The organism is Mesorhizobium sp. M0208, assembly GCF_040322015.1.
GTDB lineage: Bacteria > Pseudomonadota > Alphaproteobacteria > Rhizobiales > Rhizobiaceae > Mesorhizobium.
Window position 1 is genome coordinate 35694 of record NZ_JAMYSP010000030.1, and the last position, 21910, is coordinate 57603.

The 21910-nt window shown below is 59.9% G+C and carries 11 protein-coding genes; 10 read left to right on the plus strand and 1 reads right to left on the minus strand.

Features of this window, described 5'->3' with window-relative positions; translation table 11 throughout:
- The first annotated feature begins 25 nt into the window (after positions 1 to 25).
- The 4 genes from NKJ17_RS24825 to NKJ17_RS24840 all read left to right on the plus strand — a co-directional run bounded on the left by NKJ17_RS24825 (position 26) and on the right by NKJ17_RS24840 (position 10236).
- Positions 26 to 1282, plus strand: a complete 1257-nt coding sequence (locus NKJ17_RS24825) for an endonuclease/exonuclease/phosphatase family protein (protein WP_352690434.1) — start codon at positions 26 to 28, stop codon at positions 1280 to 1282.
- Positions 1283 to 1550: 268 nt separating this feature from the next.
- The gene (locus NKJ17_RS24830; RefSeq protein WP_352690436.1) at positions 1551 to 3365 is read left to right on the plus strand and encodes a hypothetical protein; all 1815 of its coding nucleotides are present in this window, start codon (positions 1551 to 1553) and stop codon (positions 3363 to 3365) included.
- Complete coding sequence (locus NKJ17_RS24835; protein WP_352690439.1) at positions 3365 to 4909, plus strand: hypothetical protein; 1545 nt, start codon at positions 3365 to 3367, stop codon at positions 4907 to 4909. Before NKJ17_RS24830 ends, NKJ17_RS24835 begins: the two co-directional genes overlap by 1 nt.
- Positions 4906 to 10236 (plus strand): FtsK/SpoIIIE domain-containing protein, encoded by a 5331-nt coding sequence (locus NKJ17_RS24840; protein ID WP_352690442.1) that lies wholly within the window; start codon positions 4906 to 4908, stop codon positions 10234 to 10236. The genes NKJ17_RS24835 and NKJ17_RS24840 overlap by 4 nt, the downstream gene beginning before the upstream one ends.
- Here the strand turns inward: NKJ17_RS24840 and NKJ17_RS24845 are convergent.
- The gene (locus NKJ17_RS24845; RefSeq protein WP_352690445.1) at positions 10224 to 10676 is read right to left on the minus strand and encodes a hypothetical protein; all 453 of its coding nucleotides are present in this window, start codon (positions 10674 to 10676) and stop codon (positions 10224 to 10226) included. The two genes, NKJ17_RS24840 and NKJ17_RS24845, sit on opposite strands and share 13 nt — an antisense overlap.
- 131 nt (positions 10677 to 10807) lie before the next feature.
- Here NKJ17_RS24845 and NKJ17_RS24850 point away from each other — a divergent pair, with 131 nt between their 5' ends.
- From NKJ17_RS24850 to NKJ17_RS24875, 6 genes are all read left to right on the plus strand, one after another.
- Entirely contained in the window at positions 10808 to 11941 is a 1134-nt protein-coding gene (locus NKJ17_RS24850; protein ID WP_352690448.1) for a cysteine desulfurase family protein, read from the plus strand.
- Positions 11942 to 11981: 40 nt separating this feature from the next.
- Positions 11982 to 12917, plus strand: a complete 936-nt coding sequence (locus NKJ17_RS24855) for a DUF4007 family protein (protein WP_352690451.1) — start codon at positions 11982 to 11984, stop codon at positions 12915 to 12917.
- Entirely contained in the window at positions 12914 to 16255 is a 3342-nt protein-coding gene (locus NKJ17_RS24860; RefSeq protein ID WP_352690454.1) for a hypothetical protein, read from the plus strand. The genes NKJ17_RS24855 and NKJ17_RS24860 overlap by 4 nt, the downstream gene beginning before the upstream one ends.
- Positions 16252 to 17100 carry a phosphoadenosine phosphosulfate reductase domain-containing protein gene (locus tag NKJ17_RS24865; protein WP_352690457.1) on the plus strand — a complete coding sequence of 283 codons (849 nt, stop codon included), beginning with the start codon at positions 16252 to 16254 and terminating at the stop codon, positions 17098 to 17100. Before NKJ17_RS24860 ends, NKJ17_RS24865 begins: the two co-directional genes overlap by 4 nt.
- 184 nt (positions 17101 to 17284) lie before the next feature.
- Entirely contained in the window at positions 17285 to 19651 is a 2367-nt protein-coding gene (locus NKJ17_RS24870) for a sensor histidine kinase (protein ID WP_352690460.1), read from the plus strand.
- Positions 19648 to 21633, plus strand: coding sequence for a hypothetical protein (locus NKJ17_RS24875; protein WP_352690463.1), 1986 nt, complete (start codon positions 19648 to 19650; stop codon positions 21631 to 21633). Before NKJ17_RS24870 ends, NKJ17_RS24875 begins: the two co-directional genes overlap by 4 nt.
- The last annotated feature ends 277 nt before the right edge of the window (positions 21634 to 21910 follow it).

Genomic DNA, 21910 nt, shown 5'->3' on the forward strand with positions numbered 1-21910 from the left:
CCCATTCCAATTCAGGGGGTCATTGATGCGTCGCCTATTTGTGCTTCTGAGCCTGTTGTTTTCGAGTCTGGCGGGCGCGGCTGCCGCGCGTGATATCAGCATTGCCACCTGGAATCTGGGTTGGCACATGGATCGCGCGACAGTCACGGACTGGATCGAAGCCTGCACCGCAACTTACGAGTTGGACCCGGCCACAAAAAGATACCGCCCATCGACACAGATCGGTGCGCAGTTCGGATGGGACATCAACGCATTCGATATAGAGGGTTGGGATGCCGCCCGCTTTCCTGTTTGCGATGTCTACGGAGCCAATAAGCAGGGAGTCGGATTTGCCACCGTCCGGGTCACACTCGCCGCGTACGAGCAACGCCGCACCCAAATACAAAATTTCATCGCGAACAGCGTTCCGGCCGACATCATCGCCTTTCAGGAAGTAAGCGGCAAAGAAGCTGTTCTTGAGGTTTTGCCAAACGGCGCTGCCGATTGGGAGGTCTGCTCCTTCACGACCTTCAAGGTCCAACGTCTTGCCATCGCATGGAAGAGGTCTCTGGGCAGCCAGATCGCTTGCGCGACCGAAGACCCTCTGACGCTCAAAGATGTCAGGCCACCCAAGGATCAGCCCCGGCCAGGGCTGTCCTTGGCCATCGATATCGGCGGAACGCGTCTGCAAGTCCTCAATGTGCATCTGAAATCGAGCTGCGTCTCCCCCATCGGTGGAAACCCACTGGCTGGAGATGCGTCCGCTTGCCAGATCCTGCACGACCAGATCGTCCCCCTAGAGACCTGGATCGACCGAGAGACGGCGGTCACCGACAAGACCATCCTGCTGGGCGACTTCAATCGCAACCTCTGGCACGAGCTTGAGGACTCCCGAGCGGTGCGAAGTGATGGCAGCGACCCTACAACCCCACTCCCCGCCGGCGTGCGCGTGAGCTCCCTGTTTGAGGAAGTCATCGACGGCAAGCCTGCATCGAGCGCCTTCACGATGCTCAAGGAGCTGTGTCCTCTCAATGAGGTTGGGAAGCTTCTGTGCGGGATGGGTGAGACGCGGGCACTTGATACGCCAGAAGTCGATGTCTTGAGGTTTCACAACTATCTTGGGTGCCGAAATCCCATCGGGCTCGACCACATCTTGCTGGGACCGGGCCTTGTCCCTCGAGGTGATGCGACGCATACCTCGATTGGAAGACTCGGGGGGAGTCGTCATCCCAACAAAGACAATCCCGAGCCGCTGCTCGGCATCGCAGACCATTGCCCGTTGATCGCAAGTTTTAGCTTTTAGGTCTGAGAGACTCGGCGCGTTCTTCGCTTGGCCGGTTTCATGGTCGCACAGATGAATAAGGACGTCTTATCCCCTGCGTTTAACGGGGCCCCAATCTTTGGAACCCTGCCGCGAAGGGGTGAGGAGATGGCGTTCGCCGACCCCTCGGTGTTGTATTGTTGCGTTTCACGAGTTCTACAGTAGTGTGCAACTGACTGATTTTCATGGGGCTGCGCTGGAATTCCAGGACGGTCGTCAGCGCAAGGCGGCAGTCGTGGGGGGATAGCGCATGCCGACCAACAACTGGATCCGGTTTCTTCGGAACTACGGGCCCATTCCGACCAACGACAATATGTACGACGAGACCATTCAGCGGGCGTTGGCTCGCTTGAAGATGCAGCCTATTGAGCTGCCCGCCCAGCATCTTGCGTGGCTGGTCGATAATTTCAGGTCGGACGAGTGCCAGTCCATCATCCTCACGGGCACCGCCGGCGACGGAAAGACCTATCACTGCCGACGCGTGTGGCTTGAGCTCGGAGGCACGATTGAGGACTGGAACGCCGGAGAGAAGATCCAGCGCCTCAGCTTGGGGTCTCGCCAACTCATCGTCGTCAAGGATCTGAGTGAGCTTCGCTCCGACGAGAGTAAGCCGCTGATTGAGCAGATGGCGTGGGATGTCGCAGACCCCAATTCCCCCAGGGTCTACCTGATGGCAGCCAATCATGGCCAGCTTCTCGAAAAAATGAAGACCGCCGGCAGCGACAAGACGACAAGCGCTCTGGTCGAGATGGTCGAGAATCTCCTGGTCGTTGGCCGCAGTGGGAACTCTGCGATTAAGCTCGATTTGAGGGATCTCAGCCGGTCTGCCGCCGCCGTGATGATCGATCAGGTCATTGACGCGGTGACGCTGCACCCCGGTTGGAGCGGCTGCGGGGATTGCCCGGCGCTGAATGGGGCAACCTGTCCGATCCGCGAGAACCGTGAACGGCTGATCGGGACCGACGGCAACGGTCTCTTCCGGCGACGGCTGGGCAACTTGGTCGAAGCCAGCGAACAGAATGGTGGTCACTTTACCATCCGGCAGGTTCTATCCCTTGTCACGAACATCATTCTTGGCCATCCCGATGCGCGCGACGGCCTAATGGCGTGCACCGATGTCGCCGAATTGGCAGCCGCGGGAACGGCGGAGCGTGCCAGTCCCTACCGCAATGTATTCGGCGGGAATTTGAAACCAAGCCGCGCAGAGAGAACCGAACCCTTTCGCAAGCTCAACCTGTTCGGCATCGGCTCGGAAACGAGCAACAAAGTCGACAATATGCTGGTCTACGGTGCCGACGATCCGGCGTTGGTGGAAACCTACCGAGCCCTCGTGCAAACCGATCAGGCTTACGGCGAGACGCCAGCCTATAAACGGGCGCAACAGTCCTACCTCGAGGGCGACGATCCGAGCGCTGTCGCCCGGTTTCTCGGGCTCCTTCGCGGGCAGCGTCAGCGGTTGTTCTTTACCATCTCAGACGACCTGGCAGACACGTTGGACCTCTGGGACCTGACCGTCTTTCGGTACGCCGGGCTCTATCTCGAAACCAGTCGCGCGTTTGCCGAGAAACGAGCATTGCCGCGGCAGGTGATGCCCATGCTCGTGCGCGGGCTAAATCGGGTGTTCACCGGCATGCTGATCCAGAACCAGGACGAGTTGGTGCTTGCAAGTTCGGGAAGCCAATCGCAGTCGAGAACCAGTCCCCTGCTTGAGGAATTTGTGTCGGTCGCCCGTCGTGCTGGTGAGGAGGTGGCGCTGCTCGGTGATGGGGATGGAGGCATGAGGCTGGTGGTTCGGCTTGCGCGTGATGATCCGCCTGAAGTCACGCTGCAACTGTCGACGACCCGCTTTGAGTTCTTGGGCCGCGTGGCCGAGGGCGCATTGCCTACGAGTTTTTCGCTCGAGTGCCACGAGGACCTTCTTGCGTTCAAGGCACGGCTTCTGAGCGCCGTCGAACGGCGGAGGGTCCTTGACGGTGACGATCGCAGTGACGGGATCGTCCTCAAGTTCATCGACCTCAATTCCGATGGTCGTGCATCATCGCGTAGCGTGACGGTGAGGCTCTAATGATGGAGATCCTGAAACGCCCAATTTCCCATGAGGATCGCACTGGACCCGCGTTCTGGGTCGATGAAGCGATCTGGGGGCATCGCCTGCATGACGAACAGACGCCCTGGCTGATTCTGCTTGAATTCCTTGGCGTGCTTCGATCGGAGCACGTTGCCGGCCGCGCCTTGGCGGAAGAGGAGTTCAACGCACTGTCCTATCGTCCGCAGACGCAATTGCGACTGCGCAATCTGATCTTCAACAATCCGTATCTTCTGACCATCGGGGCCGAAAAGCTTTCCGACGATGCAGCCTGGACCAAATGGCTGGAGTTGATGGAACAGAACGCCGGCGGCCTTGAGAGCCGCGACTTCAGTTACCTCCGTGGCCGCTTCGACAGCTTCGATGACTTCGCCTCTGTGGTGGGGTTCTTGCAGTCCTCCGCCATCGAAGGCACCAGCAATAAACGCTGGAGTTCAAAGTTCGTCTTCCCCTTCGGTCCCAGCGCGCTTTACGAGGATGCCGCTGTGACGGCGTCTGGTGTTTCGACTGACAGACGTTTCTTCGCTCGAACCGGCGAAGTTCTCTACCTGATGTTTTGCCGGTCCAAGCGAGCCGCCGAGCTCAAAGAACGGCTGGTCGCAAAGCTCTTTGAGCAACCAACCGTCTACGATCGGTTGGTCGCTGCGCTGCAAGGGGAGCCACAACTTGCCGAGCGTGATCGGCCGGGTTCATACTTGCCCTGCTCGACCCACCCGATCTTCGATCAACTTGCCGAGGATTGGATCGCTATTCTGGATAGCCCGATTTCGGTGTTCGACGCTCTCCCACACATCGTAACCATCACCGGGCTCAATCTTGTTCGGTACCAGCTTGACCGGGCGCGAGAACTCCTGGACTCGGTGCCCATCACGATGATCTGCGAGATCGTATCGCCACGAAAGACCGTGATCCGTGACCTTGCGGCGGACTCCTTTCAGGCGAACAATGCGCTGCCGGGTCTTGCCATTGAGCATTACGTCCGCAGTGCCGAATGTTCTCATGAGTGGCAGCACGCCGTTAAATCGGACGATGCCGTTCTCAGCGCCGCGGAGGTATTGGGACGCCAGTTCGACTGGCCGGACCCCGACGACCTACCGACCGGGATGAGCAATCCCGGCGACCTGATCGAAGAGCTCGTCGGCAGGGCGAAAACCAGACACGCGCAACATGTAGGCAAGGTGCATTCGACCTGGGCGCGGCAGATCGGGTTGAGCTCGCGTCGGTCAAGCCGCCGCGTGCGCTACGCACCGACCGACCGGCTGCTCAAGACGCTGGTTGTTTGCTGCGTGAGCGAGCGTATGGAGTTCAAGGACTTCCTCGCCGCGCTACACGACTGCTATGGCTTTGTGATCGGAGATCAACAGGCCGCGAGCATCATCGGCGCCGGAAAAGCCGATCAGGAAGACTTTTCCGACAATGCGCGGCGGCTGGAGGAACGGCTGATTAGCCTCGGCCTCCTCAACCGGCTGTCGGACTCGGCCGCCTATGTGGAAAATCCGTTTCGCCGCGAGGTGCGAGCATGAACGCCCTCGATCTGATCGGCACAGCAGGCGCTGCGGCGCTCCAGGAGCGTCTGCAGGGCCTCGGGGCCGACAGCGGAACCGCTCGTTTCATGCTCGATCGCCTCACCGGACCGCAGGTTGCCGCGATCGTCAGGCAGCTGGTTTCCGACGTTTCGATTCAGTCCCAGGTCAAGATTGCTGTGCCCCGCGCGCTTGTCGACGGCCAGGGTCTGCCCGACTCCGTGATCACCGATGAGAGGACCGTGGCGTGGCGGCATGCCGAGTGCGACCGTCCTGCGCTCCTTATCGCGAACACCGACGATGATCAGGGCGCATCGTTGCACGATGTGGCGTTGATCGGTGCCAAGGAACTCAAAGAGGGACCCGCCTATTGGGTGCTCCCTGCATCCGATGGACTCGGGCTTCCGGAAGAGCACATCGAAGCATGGCACATAGCCCTCAAGGCCTTGTCCAGTGTCGATGACTGGCCACTCGCGCAGCTCAGCAACTATGTTGCCATGACACGCGCGGCGATCGACGGCATGTCACTGCCCGTCGCGGACGCACTTGGCTGGGCGCTGCCGGCACTGCAATTGCCGCGCGACACAGGATACTTCCGATCGCAGCGGCCAAAGGATCTGCAGCAGCAAAGCCGCTGGCGACGCCTTTACGACAAACTCATCACTGACCGTAGACCGCTGCTTTCCAAGCAGCGGCCCAATCGCCAGCCGATCGAAGCCGACGAGCTGCGGGATCAGTTCGAGATGGTTCGAGAAGAGATCGCCGCCGAGCTGCACTCGGTGATCGAGGCGTTCGTCGATTCGCCAGCCGGGTGGCGCGAAGCGACCGAAAAGCTCGCTGACCTCGAGTGGGAGCAGGACAATATTCTTCTGATCTTCTCGGGCCTCAAGCTCAAGAAGCTGAAGCTTCCGGAAGAGACCGCTCAGTTTTTCGACTACGAGCGTCCCGATCGCCTGAGCGATCCGGACAAGGCGTATCTCGGCGATCTCAAGGGTCGATCCCTCAAGGAATCCCGAGAGGACGATCGCGAGTTCTTCGAAGCTCATCGGGAGGATTTGGCGGCCAACAGACAGTTGCGCGCCAAATGGGAGAAGTTCGTCTACGGACGCCCTATCGAGTGCACGGATTTCCTCGATGGCTTGGTCCGCAGCATTGAGCGGCTTTTTGCCCAGCTCGGCACGCTCAAGATGCCTCGGCGGATCGAGATCCGATCTTCACGCCGGACCAAGACGCAATGGCTGGACATGAATGCGGACGTGGCCCGCGCCTTCAGCCTCAAATACAATGCCCTGCGTCAAGTTCTCCCACAGGCGGTTAGCTGGGACACGCCGCACATTTTCGAGTTTGAGGCGCTGCTCGATGCCGCAAGCAAGAGCCGCAAATTCCGCGAGAACGTCTCGACGTCGCGCGCAAACATTCAGATCAAGTTCGACCTCACTCTGACAGTGGGAAGCGGCCCAGGTGCGGAGAAAAACACGGTCCAGTTGATCTGGCGGGCCGAGCCAAACGCGATCGGACTGGCGTTGCCCGATGACTTGGCCCGGCTCGAAAAGAACCCATTCGGCATTGCCGAAGTGTCACGCATGCTGGTCAGCAAGAAGGGAGCGATGCAGTCGGTATCGCTCGCCGACGTAGGCACTTTGCAGCCCTCGTTCCGCCAGGATGCGGGATCGTTGGTTCCACGATCAACCAATGTCGAAGACTTAAGCAAGGTCCTGCCCAGGGCCATCAAGGCAGCCGTCGCGGGCGGTCGCATGATGCCGCCTGCCGGTGCGGACCTTGGAGAGACATGGACTGCGTTCGTCGCGGGCTACTCGGCTGCCATCGAAGATTGGCGAACGAACGGCATGGGGGGAACACCCCAGCTGGAACAGGCCGAGTTGTACGCCAGGCTGCTTGAGCAACTTCGGAGCTCGGCGCCAGGGGACCTAAACCGGCGGGACCTGTGGGAACCGATCCTCAGGATCGGCACGGTTCAGATTGCCGGTTCGACGCCGGCTGCGATCGTAGCGCCGTGGCACCCGATGCGAATGGCCGCAACGGCGGTCAAGATGCGATCTCTCTGCGGCCTGATCGATCACCTGCTCAAGGCGGAGGAAGTCAATTTCGGCGACCAGCGGCTCTTTTTTGCCGATCTCCGATCTGAGCTCGCGCACCCCTACTATCCGGAGGCAGTACCGGGTTTCACCGGTGGCGAAGCGGTTCTCCTGACGGAGACGAGCACGCTCAACGACTACAGCTTCATGGAGCGGCCGGTTCGCGATCCCTCGGAAGCGTCCACCGATGTGGATCCGGCAGAGGCTGCGCGTGAGATCCGCGGGCTGATCGGCCGCTATCTCGACTTGCAGCCGCATGAGCGCGCCAATCTCAGCATCATGCTCTACAACTGCGATGCTGCTGGCCTGCCATTGGCCACGGTCAACGCGTTGGGGTCGGTCCACGAAGAAGAGGTCCACTGCAACGTCCTCGTCCGCCATCGAGACCGTTCCAAGCTCAACAAGGTCTATACCGATCTGCTGGATCAATCCGGCAACGACCCCGACGCCATCGTCGTCAGTGAAACCTCGCTCAACTTCATGTCGAAGCTGAGAATAGGGGTGATGCTTGAAGGCAGCACGGGGCGCCGCGCGCCTGACGAGCGAAGCGTGGACGTCGCGTTCCTGCATGATGTCGTATCGCGTCAGGCCAGGGAGGCCTGGTTTTCTGTCCCGCGCAACGACGACACGGACCCTTCAATTGCCGACCACGTGCCGCCTCGCTGGTCGTATCGCCGGGTCGTGGGAGAAGAACAACTCACCGCTACTAGCTATCTGGTTTCGCCCCGCCAACCTCGGGTCGGCTGGTCCTATCTCGACGCACTAGCGGCCGTGATCCGCAAACAGTCGCATCGCGACAACGAGCATTACCTGCCCGCGCGTCAGATTTCGCTGCAGGACCATGGCCTGGAGGCCATGTTCAAGGATGTTCACGGCCTGGCGGAGTGGGTCGCCACTTATGACGACCTCCTCGACAAGCGGCAGCTCATGGCGCAGGGCATCAAGGTCATCCGATATCGGCGCGAACGCACTCACGGCCGCAACATGGTGGTGTCCTCGACCTCGGACCTGCGCGTCCTGCCGGTGCTTGTCCGTCGACGCCTCGATCAACTCAGCCTCGGGCTTAGCGACGACCGTCTATCGGCGCTTGCCGAGAGAATGATAGCCGATGCGACGGCCATCTCTGGCGATGTCATATTGCGTGCGGCCAAGCGCGGCGTATCAGCGGGGGAGTTGATAGGCCTGGTTCTCAGTCGCGCACTTGTTGCTGAGGAGCTTTTGAAGCGTCCGGCATCGTGGTTCCTCCTCGACGACTACGCGCAATGGCTGGGCCAGCGAGAGGAAGGAATTGCCGACATCCTTGCGCTCAGCGTCGACCCGGGACCTGAAGGGCACCCAAGGCTTCGCGCTGTTGTAACCGAAGCGAAGTATGTCGAGGCCAGTGGTCTGGCGGAAGCCAAACGTCATTCCAGCCAGCAGTTGCGACAGACAACGCGTCGGATCGAGGACGCGCTTTTCGGCGATCCGGGGCGGCTTGACCGTGACCTATGGCTTTCGCGTCTTGCCGACATCCTGCTCGATGAACCGTCGGCTCTAAGCGCGAGCTTTTCGCTCGAGGAGGTGAGGAATGGCATCCGAAATGGCACGGTGGAGATCGATCTAAAGGGCTACTCCCATATTTTCGTTTCGGGACCCGCAGACGCGGGTGGCTCGCCCGGCGATCAGGACGAAGTGACCGAGGTTCGGGGATTGCAGGAGATCTACACGCGCGAAGGTCTGCGGCTACTGATCAAGGCCTATGAGGCCTCTGAACCGTTGATGCCGATCAGAAGCGCGCTGGGAGATCGCAGGCCGTGGGAAACATCTGAGTTTCGCGCGCCGGCACCACGCGTTCGGTGGACTACCAAGAGTGGCCCAGCCAGTGGTGCCGGCCCCGAGCCGGACGCAGCTCCGCCAAGCCCTCCGCCACCGAGACCCATGCCTCTTCCGCCCGAGCCCAACGTGAGCGCGGGAACAGCGACTGTTGCTGATGCCGGCGAGGCTCAGCCTAATGCCACTGCCCGCCCCGCCGCGCCTGATCGGGAGGAGCACGACGGGGCCGAACCGATCTCAGCGGGTAGCGAGAGCTTTGCCGGCTTGGTGTCTCGAAAAGCGGGGCAGGTGCAGTCGGCGGCTGGCGAGGACGAACAATGGCTCGAAGCGACGGCCGGCCGGCTGCGTACGGCGCTTATGGGTTACAATCTACAGGCCAAGATCGCTGGGATGCGATTGACGCCAAACGCCGCCCTGGTGCGATTTGTCGGCAGCGACCGCCTGCGCGTCGAAGACATCGAAGCTAAACAGTCCGCCCTTCTGACCACACATGGCCTGCGAGTGATCTCGATCTCGCCGCTGCCCGGCGAGATCGTGGTCGGGGTGGCAAGAGCAAAGCGGCAGATTGTCTCGATGTGGGATCTCTGGGAGCGCCGTGCCCTGAACCGCAATGCCGCCGGTCTCAACACGAGCTTCCTTCTTGGTCTGCGCGAGCTCGACGGCGAAATTCTCTATCTCAACCTGGGTGGGCCGTTCGCTGGCGTGTCACAACACGACCCGCACACGCTCATCGCCGGCGCGACGGGCAGCGGTAAATCGGTGCTGATCCAGGCGCTGATCCTCGACATCGCCGCGACCAATCCTAGCGCCCTGGTACACATTCACCTGATCGATCCGAAAATGGGCGTCGACTACTCCGCTATCGAGCGGTTGCCGCATGTGAAGGGTGGGATTATCATTGACCAGGCGTCCGCGATCGAAATGATGGAGGGGCTCGTCGTCGAGATGGACCGGCGGTACGAGCTGTTCAGGCAGAGCGGGGCTCGCGACATTCGATCGTTCAACATCAAGGCCGCGCCAGAAGCACGGCTGCCGATGAAGTTTCTCATCCACGACGAGTTCGCAGAATGGATGCTGACCGAGGACTACAAGGGTGCCGTTACCTCGATCGTTTCGAGGCTGGGGGTGAAGGCGCGAGCCGCCGGTATTCACCTCGTCTTTGCGGCACAACGGCCCGATGCCGGGGTCATGCCTGTTCAGTTGCGTGACAATCTCGGTAATCGGCTGATCTTGAAGGTCGCGAGCATCGGAACCTCAGAGATCGCACTCGGGACGAAGGGCGCAGAAAACCTGCTCGGCCTCGGGCACCTGGCCGCGCGGCTGAGCGGCGAGGCCTCGACCGTCTTCGCACAGGCACCATTCCTGTCCGATGAGGATATAGAAGACGTCGTGTCGGCTATCGCTGCTCAGGACGGCTGAGCTGGCAAAACCGGGGGCGGGGCAGGACCGAACAGGAGGACGAGGGCATAGATGACCCCGGCGCACGACATCGCGGCCGCGACCCACAACAGGAACTGAATGATCTTTACCGTTGAGGGCGGCCATTTCTTGTCCTTGTTCTTGAGCGAGACGGCGTAGTCGCCGTCGAGCTTGTTCAAATTGGTGATGTAGAGGCTGAAAGCCTGGCTGAAGCGACCCATGATGAAAACGCTGGCCACACTCACGACGGCGGCGAACAGGAAAATGCCGACGGCGATGAGCCGATCGCTCTTGAGTTGGGATGCCGCGAAGTACCACAAGCCGCCGATTGCCACTGAGAACAGCGGGGGAATCTTGTAGAGGATGTCGTTCATCGCTCTGAAGTGAGCGTATTGCTCCTTGTAGATTTCTTTGACGCTGACGTCGTTGCTTTCGGTCATGGGATACGCATCTCCTGTTCGCCCAGGCATGCTATCAGCAAATTGGCTGAGCCTCGATCGTGAACCGATTTCGAATTTTCCCCGTTCCGGATTAGGTTGAGCTTGATCCGAAGACAGAGTCAGATGCGCATATGCCGATCTATCTTGATGGCCACTCGACAACACCGCTGGCGCCGGAGGCGATGGAAGCAATGGCACCTTGGTGGCATGCTCAGGTCGGCAATCCGCACTCGCCTCACCTGAGTGGGATGCTGGCGTCACAGGCCGTTGAAACTGCGCGTTCGGAACTCGCGTCCCTCCTCGGGTCGGATCCACAGGAACTCGTCTTCACGTCGGGGGCGACCGAGGCAAACAACATCGCGATAAGGGGCATTGCTCTCGCCGCGCTTGAAGGTGGCATCGGGCGGCGTGACATTGTCGTATCGGCCATCGAGCACAAGAGTGTGCTGTCGTCCGCGAGTTCGCTGCGGAGTGCCGGCTTCCGCATCATCGAAGCGCCGGTAAAAGTGAACGGCATCATCGATATTTCAGCTCTGGAACAGTTGGTCGGCATTGAGACACTCTTGGTGTCGGTGATGGCGGTCAACAACGAGGTGGGATCCATCCAACCGCTTGCCGATGTCGTTCGTATTGCCCGTGCGGCGGGGGCGCTCGTGCATGTCGATGCTGCACAGGGCGCGGGCAAACTTCCTCTCGACTGTGCGGAGTTCGATTTAGCGAGCCTTTCGTCGCACAAAATTTACGGCCCAATGGGCATCGGTGCGCTGTTCATATCATCGGCCGCTTCTCTCCGGCCGTTGCCGGTGTTGTTCGGCGGCGGTCAGGAGGCTGGCGTGCGGCCTGGAACCGTACCGACGCCGCTCGTGGTCGGGTTTGGCGCGGCCGCCAAGGTCTCCAGGACACGGCTCGTAGCGGACGCCGCCCATTCAGGGCGGCTGTCGGCTCTGTTCCTCGAAGAGTTGCGCAGCAGGCAAGTGCAATTCATCGAGAATGTTTCCGCGCCGATTCGGGTACCCGGAAGTTTGAGTCTGAGATTTCCCGGTAATGAAGCCATGTCGATAATAGCGAAGGCCGGTGATCGTATCTCGATTTCCGAAGGATCAGCTTGCACGAGTGGGCAGATCACCGCATCGCACGTCCTACTTGCGATGGAATTTACTCACCAAGAGGCTACCGAAACTGTCCGTTTATACTTCTCTCGCTACAATAGCGAGGCGGACGCCATGGAGGCGGCAGCGGTGCTATCAGCAATAGTGGCGCGCTAGGGATTGCCAACTGGCGACACTCTCCAGTAGCATCCCCTCCATGTTGAACGACCTTCATGATCCGGCGACCGCGATTCGCGTTTCGGGCCACGAGACCTTCCCGCTTCGGCTCCTTTGGCTGAAGAAGGCGTTCGACCACGCATCCGACCCGGATGGAGTCGATCGTAGAACATTTCAGGAACAAAACGCAATCGCCACCTTCGGCGTCGGCAAAAATATGGCGCTCTCCATGCGTCATTGGGCGTTGGCGACGAAGATTCTGAGAGACAGCCCCACCCATCTTCACGCCACTGATCTAGGGCGGTTGATCTTCGCCGACGGCACCGGGCTCGACCCATACCTCGAGCATCCGTCCACTCTGTGGTTGATGCATGCACACCTCGTGAGTGAGCCGCGCGCCGCAACGACATTTTACTACGCGTTCAACCTGCTCAATCAGATTGCCTTTACCAGGGACGATCTCGTTAGGGCCATGGCAGCGATCGTCGAAGCCCGTGCAACCGCAAGGGCAACCGCCGAGACCCTCAAGCGCGACGTTGAAGTGTTCGTACGCAGCTATGCGCCCCGTCACTCCGATGCAGGGGAAGACGCGGCAGAACCGTTGCTAGTCGAGCTCGGCCTGTTGCGGGAGCAGCGGTCGACAGGCCAACTCGAATTTGTCCGTGGGCAGAAGCCTTCACTGGACAACAGCATATTTGCGCTCGTGTTAAAGCAGTTCTGGGAGCGGCAGCACTCGTTGTCCCCCACCCTCTCCGTAGAGCAGGTGCAGTATGACCCCGGGTCTCCCGGGCGTGTCTTCAAGCTTGACGAGGATAGCCTAGTGGCACGGCTGATGAGCATCGGGGACGCCACCGGCGGGAAAATGGTGTGGACCGATACGGCGGGACTCCGTCAGATCGCTCTGGCTGGCCATCTCGAGGAAATTGACGAGATCGATCTCGTCAAAGCCGGTTACCGTGGTCGGAGAGCGGCATGACCAAGCTTGCCGACATCGTCAAGGTCGAACGCCGGTTCGCGCTGTCCGCTCGGATCGACACCGATCTCAATGGAACACCGCCGCTCACCGGGTATGTGTTGCAGGCGAGCGTCCGCAAGTCGCTATTGGCCATGCTGGCGGGGATCGCCGATGGGTCGCAGTTCGCCTTCACGTGGACCGGCCCGTATGGCGGCGGCAAATCTTGTGCGGCGCTGCTTGTTGCTAATCTGGTCGCCGGCAACAAGAAACAGCGTGCTCTCGCCGAAGGGATCGTTGGGCAAGATTTGGCGGAGCAGTTTTCCTCGGCGTTTCCTGGCCGAGGACGCTCGTGGGATGTAGTTGCACTGACCGGCCGGCGCACGAGCCTGGCGGGCGCGTTGGCGGATGCGGCCGCAGAGCAATTCGAGTGGACTCAGGCGGCGCGGGATGCAGCGCGCGACGAACGAGCACTTATCGACCAATTAGAAGCGCGTGCTCGTCAAAAGGGCGGTTTGCTGATCGTCATCGACGAGCTCGGCAAGTTCCTCGAGCATGCGACGAGTTCTGCCGGCGACGTGCATATTTTGCAGGATCTCGCCGAGCGGGCAGCACGCTCTGACGGTAGGCTGGTGGTTGTCGGCATCCTGCATCAGTCGTTTGAGCAGTACGCCAACCGGCTGAGCCGGACTGGCCGGGACGAATGGGCAAAGGTTCAGGGCCGATACCAGAACGTGCCCTTCGTTGCGCAAGCCGATGAGGTCGCGGCGCTCATTGCTCGCGCCATTGGCAGCGACCAAGCTCCGGCCAGCGCCAAAGCGATCGCTGGACTGACGGCGGAGGCGATCTCCCACCGTCGACCGGTCGATGTCGTGGTGCTGACGGAAATCCTCACCCAAACGTGGCCATTGCACCCGGTTTCGGCGCTCTTGTTGGGGCCCGTGTCACGCCAACGGTTCGCACAAAACGAGCGAAGCGTTTTCGGCTTTCTATCATCATCTGAACCGAACGGATTTCAGGCGCACTTGGCTCGGACCGAGGTCGGCGGAAACGCTTGGTATGGGCCGGATCAGCTTTGGGACTATCTGGTCGCAAATTTCGGCAGCGCGCTTTCTGTTGGTCCTGAAAGCAATCGGATGACACTTGCTATGGAGGCCGTGGAGAAGGCTGCACTCTACGGCTCGCTGGCTGCCAAGCTCGCCAAGGCCGCAGCGGTCGTCGAGTTGTTCAGGAACGGCTCCGGACTCGCGGTTGCCGACGACATCCTTTCCCTTTGCGCACCAGAAGCGAAGAAGGCCGACGTCGCGGCGGCCATCGACGAGCTGGTCAACCGGGCTATCCTCATTCGGCAGCCGCGGCTTGGCGGATATGCCCTCTTCGCCGGCAGCGATTTCGACCTCGACGAGGCCATCTCCAAGGTCGCGCTGAAGCTCGACGCAGATGTCCTGGCTGATTTGCCTTCACGGCTTGGCGTGGGACCGATCGCAGCCAAGAGCCACTACTTCGCGACCGGTGCACTGCGCACATTCGATGTCGTCATTCAGTTTGCCGACGAGAGCCCGCAAAGCCCCGCTGCGTGGGCCAAGCGAACCGCTGTGTCGCTGGCCAAGACGAAGCGGCGGTCGGCAGGTCTTCTCATAATGCTGCTTCCCGATGCGCGAAGCTTCGAGGCGCCGGTTAAGGTCGCTGCCAAGCAACTCAGCCTCGAATTGGAAAACTTGGGTGTCCTGGCCGGTGTAGCCGCCAGCGAGCAGGTCTATCTGCTAAGGGATCATGCGAGCGACCTCTATGCCTTAGACCGCATCGAAGAGACGCATCCGCAGCTCGAAGGTGATCGGATCGCCCGCCGAGAGTTGTCGGCACGCAAATCGTTGATCGCCGAAATTGTTCGCAGCGACTTGCTGAAGGCCTTCTCTTTGGCCCGGTGGTGGGCATTCGGTGACAGGGCAAAGGATGCAGCCGGCAAGAAACTCGATGGCGGGGAACTGACCGTCTTGGCGTCGGCGCTTGCGAGCGCTGCTTTCAGCAGCGCACCCGCCATCCAATCGGAGTTGCTCTATCGGGACAAGCCCTCGACTGCCGCCATGGCAGGCCTGAGGACCTTGATGCATGCCATGGTTTCGAAGTCGGATGTGGCAGACCTTGGGATTGAGAACTTCCCGGTCGAGCGTGGGCTCTATCTGACGATTGTTCGGCCGTTGGGGCTGCATCGGCAGGACGATAAGGGCGTGTGGCGCTTCGCCGATCCTGCCGATGACGGGGCGGGCAAGACACTCAAGCCTGCCTGGGCGGTGTTGGGTGAGAAGCTGGTCAATCTGGCCGAACTCTTCGACACCTGGGCCGCGCGGCCATATGGCATCAAGCGCGGGGTCATGCCTGTGCTGGTATTGTCCTATCTGCTGGCGCATAGAAACGCGGTTGCGGTTTATGTCGACGGCGCTTTCCAGCCCGCCATCGACGATATCATCGCCGACCGCATTCTGCAGGATCCGGCAGCCATCGAGTTTCGCCGAATTTCGCGCTCCAAGCGGGACGACGCGTTCGTCCAGCAGCTCGCCGCACTCCTTTCGACCGAGGCAAATCCCGTTGAAGCGAAGGCGTTGCCGGTCGCATCGGCGCTCTATCAGCGCTTTCATGCTCTTCCGCTGTGGGCGCAGCGCACTCAGACGCTGGCCGAAAGTGTTCGTAAGGTTAGGGACATCGTGTTGAAAGCCAGCGACCCTGAAGCGCTGCTGTTTTCAGACCTCGCGTCCGCGCTTGAGGGAGAACCCGATCCCGGGGTCAGCGTGGTCGCCGCACTGAACAAGGCAGAGTCCGCCTATCCGAAAATGCTGGAGGAACTCCGCAAGAATCTCGCCGAGCATCTTGGGGTCGACACGAAGACATTTGAGGGGATTGGGCCGCGCTCCTCTACGGCGTCGGGGGTGTCAGCAGAGTTGCGCGTCGACGCCTTCATCATGCGCGCCGGCGCTTTCGAGGGAAACAGCGGCGACATCGAAGGATTGGCGAGCCTGCTCGTTCACAAGCCGCCGCGCAACTGGTCCGACCGCGAGCAAGAGCAGGCCATGTTCGAAATGGCTAAGCTCTGCCTGCGCTTTCGCGAGGCAGAGACATTCGCCGCGGTTCGCGGCCGCTCCCCAACCTCCCAAGCCATTTCGGTCATGGTAGGGTTGGACCCCAAGGAGAAGCCACTCTTCCATACCTTCCAGGTGTCGAAACAGGAGCTTGCGACTGCAGACAAAGCGGCAGACGACTTGATGGCGCAGCTTCGGCTAAAGGGCATGAGGCCGGCCGTAGAGCTTGCCGCTCTCGCGCGCATCGTAGAACGCCTTTCCGAAGGCAAGGGATTGGAGCCAGCATGACGATTCCGGTGCGTGAGCGTCATATCCTTGGGATATCAGGGGGGCGCGATAGCGCGGCCCTTGCCGTCCATATGCGGCAGACCCGGCCAGAGGTCGATGTCGAATACTTCTTCACCGACACCGGCAAAGAGCTGGAAGAGGTGTATTCGTTCCTCGACAAGCTTGAGGGGTTCCTGGGAAAACCGATCACCCGGCTTAATCCGGACCGGGATTTCGACTTCTGGCTTAAGGAATACAATCATTTCCTGCCCTCCCCCAAAACTCGGTGGTGCACGCGGCAGCTCAAGCTCCGTCCGCTCGAGCAGTGGCTGCGTGAGGACCTCAATGCCGGGGTTGTCGTGCATTCCTACGTGGCCATCCGGGCTGATGAACCCGGTCGCGAGGGCTATCAGGCGACCCATGGCAACATGCAGGTGCACTTCCCTCTGAGAGAGGACGGCATCAGTAGGGCCGGTGTGATCGAAACGCTCGAGAGCGCCGGCCTAGGCGAACCCGAGTACTATCGATGGCGGACTCGTTCGGGCTGCACATTCTGTTTCTTCCAGCAAAAAATCGAGTGGGTGCGATTGATGCGCGAGCACCCCGACGCGTTCGACGAGGCCAAGGGATATGAGAAGACCGCCCGCGATCACGGCTCACCCTTCACCTGGAGCCAGGGAGAGGGCCTAGATGAGCTCAGCGCCCCGGCGCGGGTCGACGAGATCGAGCGGGAGTTCGAGCAGCGCCGCGCGCGACTATTGGCGCGGCGCCGCGTGAATCCGCTCGCCGGCAATGTTGTGCCTACGATCGATGACGTCTACGGAATTGACGAGGCTGCGGCAGGATGTGTGATCTGCCACAAGTGACGAGGTGTCGCGTAATCGCCCGGGAAACCCTTGCATTGCCACTGCCAAAAGAGCTGTAGACGGCAAAGTCACCGGCATTGGGCCGGAGGTCAGAGGGAGGTTCTTGACACCTTCGCTTGATGCTAAGCTGCTGGGGACTTAGAGCAGTCAGTTCTGCCTGGATATTGCCGACCGAGGGGGCCACTTGTTCAAAATATCTGCCCGCACAGTCTTGGAGCTGGGCGCCGAGCTAATTAGCTCGGATATCATTGCCTTCTACGAACTTATCAAGAATGCCATCGACGCTCATTCTCGGAAAGGGGTGGAGCTGGTATTCAATGTCCCGCTTCGGCGCAACTCCTATCTTAAGATCCGTGCTCGTGCTCTTGAGGCGAGCAGCGCCGAGGCGCTCAGTGACCTTCGCAGCGATCTCGAGAGTCGCCTCGACCCTACCGCCGCCAACGCTCGCACATCATTCGCGCCAGCTCTGGCGAGCAAGTCCATCGAAGATTTCATTGCCAACCTTGATGACGGTTACGCCGAAGCCAACACCATAACCGTCTCCGATACAGGGGACGGTATGTCGATGGACGAACTGAAAAGCTACTACCTGACTATCGGAACCCCTTCGCGCAAACACGAGGTCGACAGCTCGATCGCCACCGGCCGGGCGACGACGCCCTATTTGGGTGAGAAGGGCATCGGGCGTCTTTCCGCCATGCGGCTGGGTGAGCGCCTAAGAGTTGAGACTGCGAAATCCGACGATCGGACTGTCAACGTTCTAGACATCAACTGGAAGGCCTTCGCTGATCTTGATGCCATGATCGAGGACGTGAAGTTCGAACCCCGTACTGGCGGCTCTAAGCCGGATGGGGCTTGGAGCGGCACACGTCTAACCATTGGTGACCTCCGGGAGGACTGGACCGAGGCGCGCCTACTGCAATTCGCTCGGTACGACTTCGCGCGACTTACTGATCCCTTCCTTGACCCTAAAAAGCGACCCCGCATTGTCCTTTCCTGGAATGGAACGCGCATCCCTATCGACTTTATGGACAAGACGCTTCTGGAAGCCGCCCACGCCTCGTTTACGGGCCGATATGAGCTCAAGGAGGGGAAGCCCGAGCTGTTTGTCCGAATGGACGCGGTCAACCTCGGCTACCCCCATCCGCGAGAGTCGGACGTCTTGACACTCACGGAGCCCGATCTTGAGGGTCTCCTCACCGGAACCTCGGGAGAAATTCCATCGACTGCGCTTGTCTCCGTTGGGCCCTTCTACTTCGAAGGTTACTGGTACAATCGCCGTCACTTCACCGCAATCGACGGCATCGGTACTCGCAATGACGTTCGCGACCTGCAGAAAACTTGGAGTGGAATTCTGCTCTTTCGCGATGGCTTCCGCGTTTTTCCCTATGGCGATGAGGAGGATGACTGGCTCGGACTAGACAGGCGCGCGCTCGGCCGCACCGGATATGTCCTGAACAAAAACCAGTTTGTCGGACACGTTCAGATCACGCGGGCAGGCAACCCCCACCTGCTCGATCAAACCAATCGCGAAGGTCTCCGGGTCAACCCAGAACAAGCTGCCTTCGTTCAAGTCCTGGGCCATGTCATCAAGGACCTACTCTGGGGCTTCTTCAAGGACGTAGACAGGCGACACAAGCTCACCCCAGTTGAGCTCGGCGACATGAGATCGCAAATCGACGAGCTGAAATCGCGCGCCTCTGCCGCGGTTGCCCGAGTTCGGAGGCTGGTTCCCAAGGACGAACAGGATGTCGTCGATGACCTTCAGCATGCACTCGTCGAGTTCCAAGATCTCACAGCACGAGCTCAGAAACGCATCGAAGAAGTCGAAGCGGATGGCAAGCAAATGATTCAAATGGCCGGCGTGGGCCTGATGGTCGAGGTCGTGGCTCATGAGCTCGCGCGCGCAACCGAGGGCGCACTACAAGCTCTGGAGGCCCTAAAAGGCCGAGATCTGCCATCCGAGCTCAAGGCGCGCCTCGACACCTTGCGCTCCGAAATGAAAAGTGTGTCCAAGCGGCTTCGCGTACTTGATCAGCTCAGCGTTTCCGGTCGCCAGCGCTCCGAAACATTCGATCTCGCAGAGCTCTTCGACGACATTCAAGAGGGCCACGCGGCGCAATTTGCGCGCCATGGCGTGTTGCTTAAGATCAACAAGCCCAAAAATCCCATTCGCGTGCGACTTGTAAAAGGCATGGTGATTCAGATCATTGAGAACCTGCTTTCCAACTCTCTCTATTGGATTCAGATGCGGCAAAACCGCGAGCCGCGGCTCGTCCCCACCATAACCGTCACCATCGAAAGCAACCCGCCCACTATCACGTTCGAGGACAATGGCAGCGGCATCGCGCACGATCACATCGAAAAGATCTTCCGACCTTTTTGGTCGCTGAAGGAAAAGTCGAAGCGGCGCGGTCTCGGGCTCTATATTGCGAAAGAGAACGCCGAACATCTTGGCGGCACCTTGTCGATATCAGACAAGCAGGACTCGCAGACACGTCGGCATAATGAGTTTGTTCTTGAGCTACCGGAAGCGGCGTTCGTCCCATGACACTTAATGCGCTTCTTAGGGACAAGGGCATCCAGACCGCGGTCATCATCGATGACGCCTATGACGAGGTGCCTAAGGCAAGCGACATCGATGCGGACGCATGGTCGACCTTCTTTGCTGATGCCGGCGCGTACGAAGACGTCTTGGTGGAGCTCTTCCCAGATTACGAGAACATCGACGGGTCCGAGCTGATCCATAGTGATGCTTTCGTGACGGCGGTATGGAAGGGGAAGGAGGGGCTGGCGGCGCTCGCGAGCGAATTCTTCACGGATTATGAAAACAACAAGAAGGCCGACACCAAATTTCTCGCTGACCTCGAAGTTGCACTGGGTACTTTTGGAATTACCCCGATCCGCATGGGACGCACCGTTGTCGAGGCCGCCAAGACTGCCGATCTCATCTTCGCCGATCTCTTCCTTGGAAACCTCCAGGAGCCTGATGACATTGCGCAGTCAATCACGCTGGTGAAGGAGCTGATGGTTGCACGTCAAGCCTCGCCGCCGCCCGTGGTGCTCATGTCACGCAGTCATTTACTAAATGACAAGCGAGCCGACTTCCGGGACCAAGCGAAGCTCCTTGGCGCCCTGTTTAGGTTTTACCGCAAGGACGATTTGCTTAAGGCGGACAATCTTCCACGTACGCTAGAGCGCTTAGCGACGCACCTTGTTGATGCGGTAAAGATCGCAACTTTCCTATCGAATTACGAAGGGAGCCTCAAAGAGGCGGCGGCTCGTTTCTTCAAGACCGTAAGACGGCTCGATCTCTCCGACTATGGTGAGATCAGTCAGTTGCTCTTGAACTTCGAAGGGCAGCCGCTGGGCAGCTACCTTGTCGACGTGTTTGATAGCGCCCTCCAGTTTGAGATCGAGGCTGATGGCCCGACCATCGAGGCGGCCCGCGCACTCGAGGAGGTCGACCTTAGTCTCTATCCCGCTCCCCATATTGCCGGAACCAGTGACCTCCAGCATCTCGTTCACCAGACCGTCTGGCAGCATCGCGCACGGCTTGGCGTGGCCACCAACAAACTCGAACCCTCAATTGCTTTCGGCGATGTTTTCCTGCGCCGCGACTATCCCGCGCCCAGCCAGGAAACAGACCTTCGCGACGCATTCATCGTGATGACGCCGGCATGCGATCTCGTGCGCGAAGAGGGTACGAAACGAATTCTGCTGCTTGCCGGCGACGTCAGCCCGTTGACGCACACGTCGTGGGACTACGGCAATTCCCTGACGACGCCTCTGGGCCGCTTAGAGGACGGCAGCGCCATTCGACTGGAATGGGATGCTAAAGACTTGCGATCCGAGAATCGCGCTGCTATTGGAAAACTGCTTGCGGCTAACGGACCCTATTTCCTGTTTCAGCGAATGCGGGAAAACTATGCGCTCGACCTGCAACAATCGCTGTTAACGCGCCTTGGTCGGGTGGGATTACCCGCCAAAATGCCGGCGACGTTTCCTGTGACGGTCACCGTCTCGTATTTCGACGATACAAAGACCCTGCAGACCCTCAACCTGCCGACGCTCGCTCAAGATGGAGCCGTCTGCTACCTCGGACGTGACGAGGATAATGCCGAGAATGCCCGCCTCGTCATGACTGAAGCCGCTATTGATGAACTGATGGCCGCGGTTGCGGCAATTCCTGACGACAAGGTCATTCCGAAGGGAAAGGACCCGCTCAAAGCCCTCAAAACAACCGACACTTTACCCCGGCTTCTGCAAAGGGGCCTGCCACTCGGCAAGCTGGCTGGCGGATATGGCGAGATCCGCTCGCACGAGAAACCCGCGGACGGCACAAAACCTCCGCTTTTGGGCTTTATCACCAGAAACCCAAAGGCAAAGCAAAATAACCAGAACGGCGGAGTACTCATAACGGTGGAGCACGATTCGATATTCATCGCCGCCAACGTCTCCGCGCCAATAGCGGAGACTGCCGTCTTCGAGGAAGCCGTCGCGGCCCAGGTTGGTGGTGAGGCAGCGGGCTAGTGGGTTCCATCGAGCGCCAGGCGGTGTCGCTCTCTCGTGGCTAAGCTGCCGTGCGCTTTGGGACAACCATGGTCTCAATCGCCTGTTGTCACCAGTTTGGACCCCTGTTGTAACTAATATGGCGACGATGGGAAATCTCGTCAGGTTCGATAGTCTGGCAAAGTCCGTCTGGGCTTTGAGAACACCATTCCCAACCCTGCCTATGACGCCACGGATGCGAGCCTGCAGTTGGGATCGAGTATCGTTCGGCTCGAAACATCTGCAGATACTTCGGGGC

Bases quoted from the DNA above. Each gene is read 5' to 3' on its own strand.
- NKJ17_RS24825 (WP_352690434.1), top strand. From the start codon at position 26: ATGCGTCGCCTATTTGTGCTTCTGAGCCTGTTGTTTTCGAGTCTGGCG.
- NKJ17_RS24830 (WP_352690436.1), top strand. From the start codon at position 1,551: ATGCCGACCAACAACTGGATCCGGTTTCTTCGGAACTACGGGCCCATT.
- NKJ17_RS24835 (WP_352690439.1), top strand. From the start codon at position 3,365: ATGATGGAGATCCTGAAACGCCCAATTTCCCATGAGGATCGCACTGGA.
- NKJ17_RS24840 (WP_352690442.1), top strand. From the start codon at position 4,906: ATGAACGCCCTCGATCTGATCGGCACAGCAGGCGCTGCGGCGCTCCAG.
- NKJ17_RS24845 (WP_352690445.1), bottom strand. From the start codon at position 10,676: ATGACCGAAAGCAACGACGTCAGCGTCAAAGAAATCTACAAGGAGCAA.
- NKJ17_RS24850 (WP_352690448.1), top strand. From the start codon at position 10,808: ATGCCGATCTATCTTGATGGCCACTCGACAACACCGCTGGCGCCGGAG.
- NKJ17_RS24855 (WP_352690451.1), top strand. From the start codon at position 11,982: ATGTTGAACGACCTTCATGATCCGGCGACCGCGATTCGCGTTTCGGGC.
- NKJ17_RS24860 (WP_352690454.1), top strand. From the start codon at position 12,914: ATGACCAAGCTTGCCGACATCGTCAAGGTCGAACGCCGGTTCGCGCTG.
- NKJ17_RS24865 (WP_352690457.1), top strand. From the start codon at position 16,252: ATGACGATTCCGGTGCGTGAGCGTCATATCCTTGGGATATCAGGGGGG.
- NKJ17_RS24875 (WP_352690463.1), top strand. From the start codon at position 19,648: ATGACACTTAATGCGCTTCTTAGGGACAAGGGCATCCAGACCGCGGTC.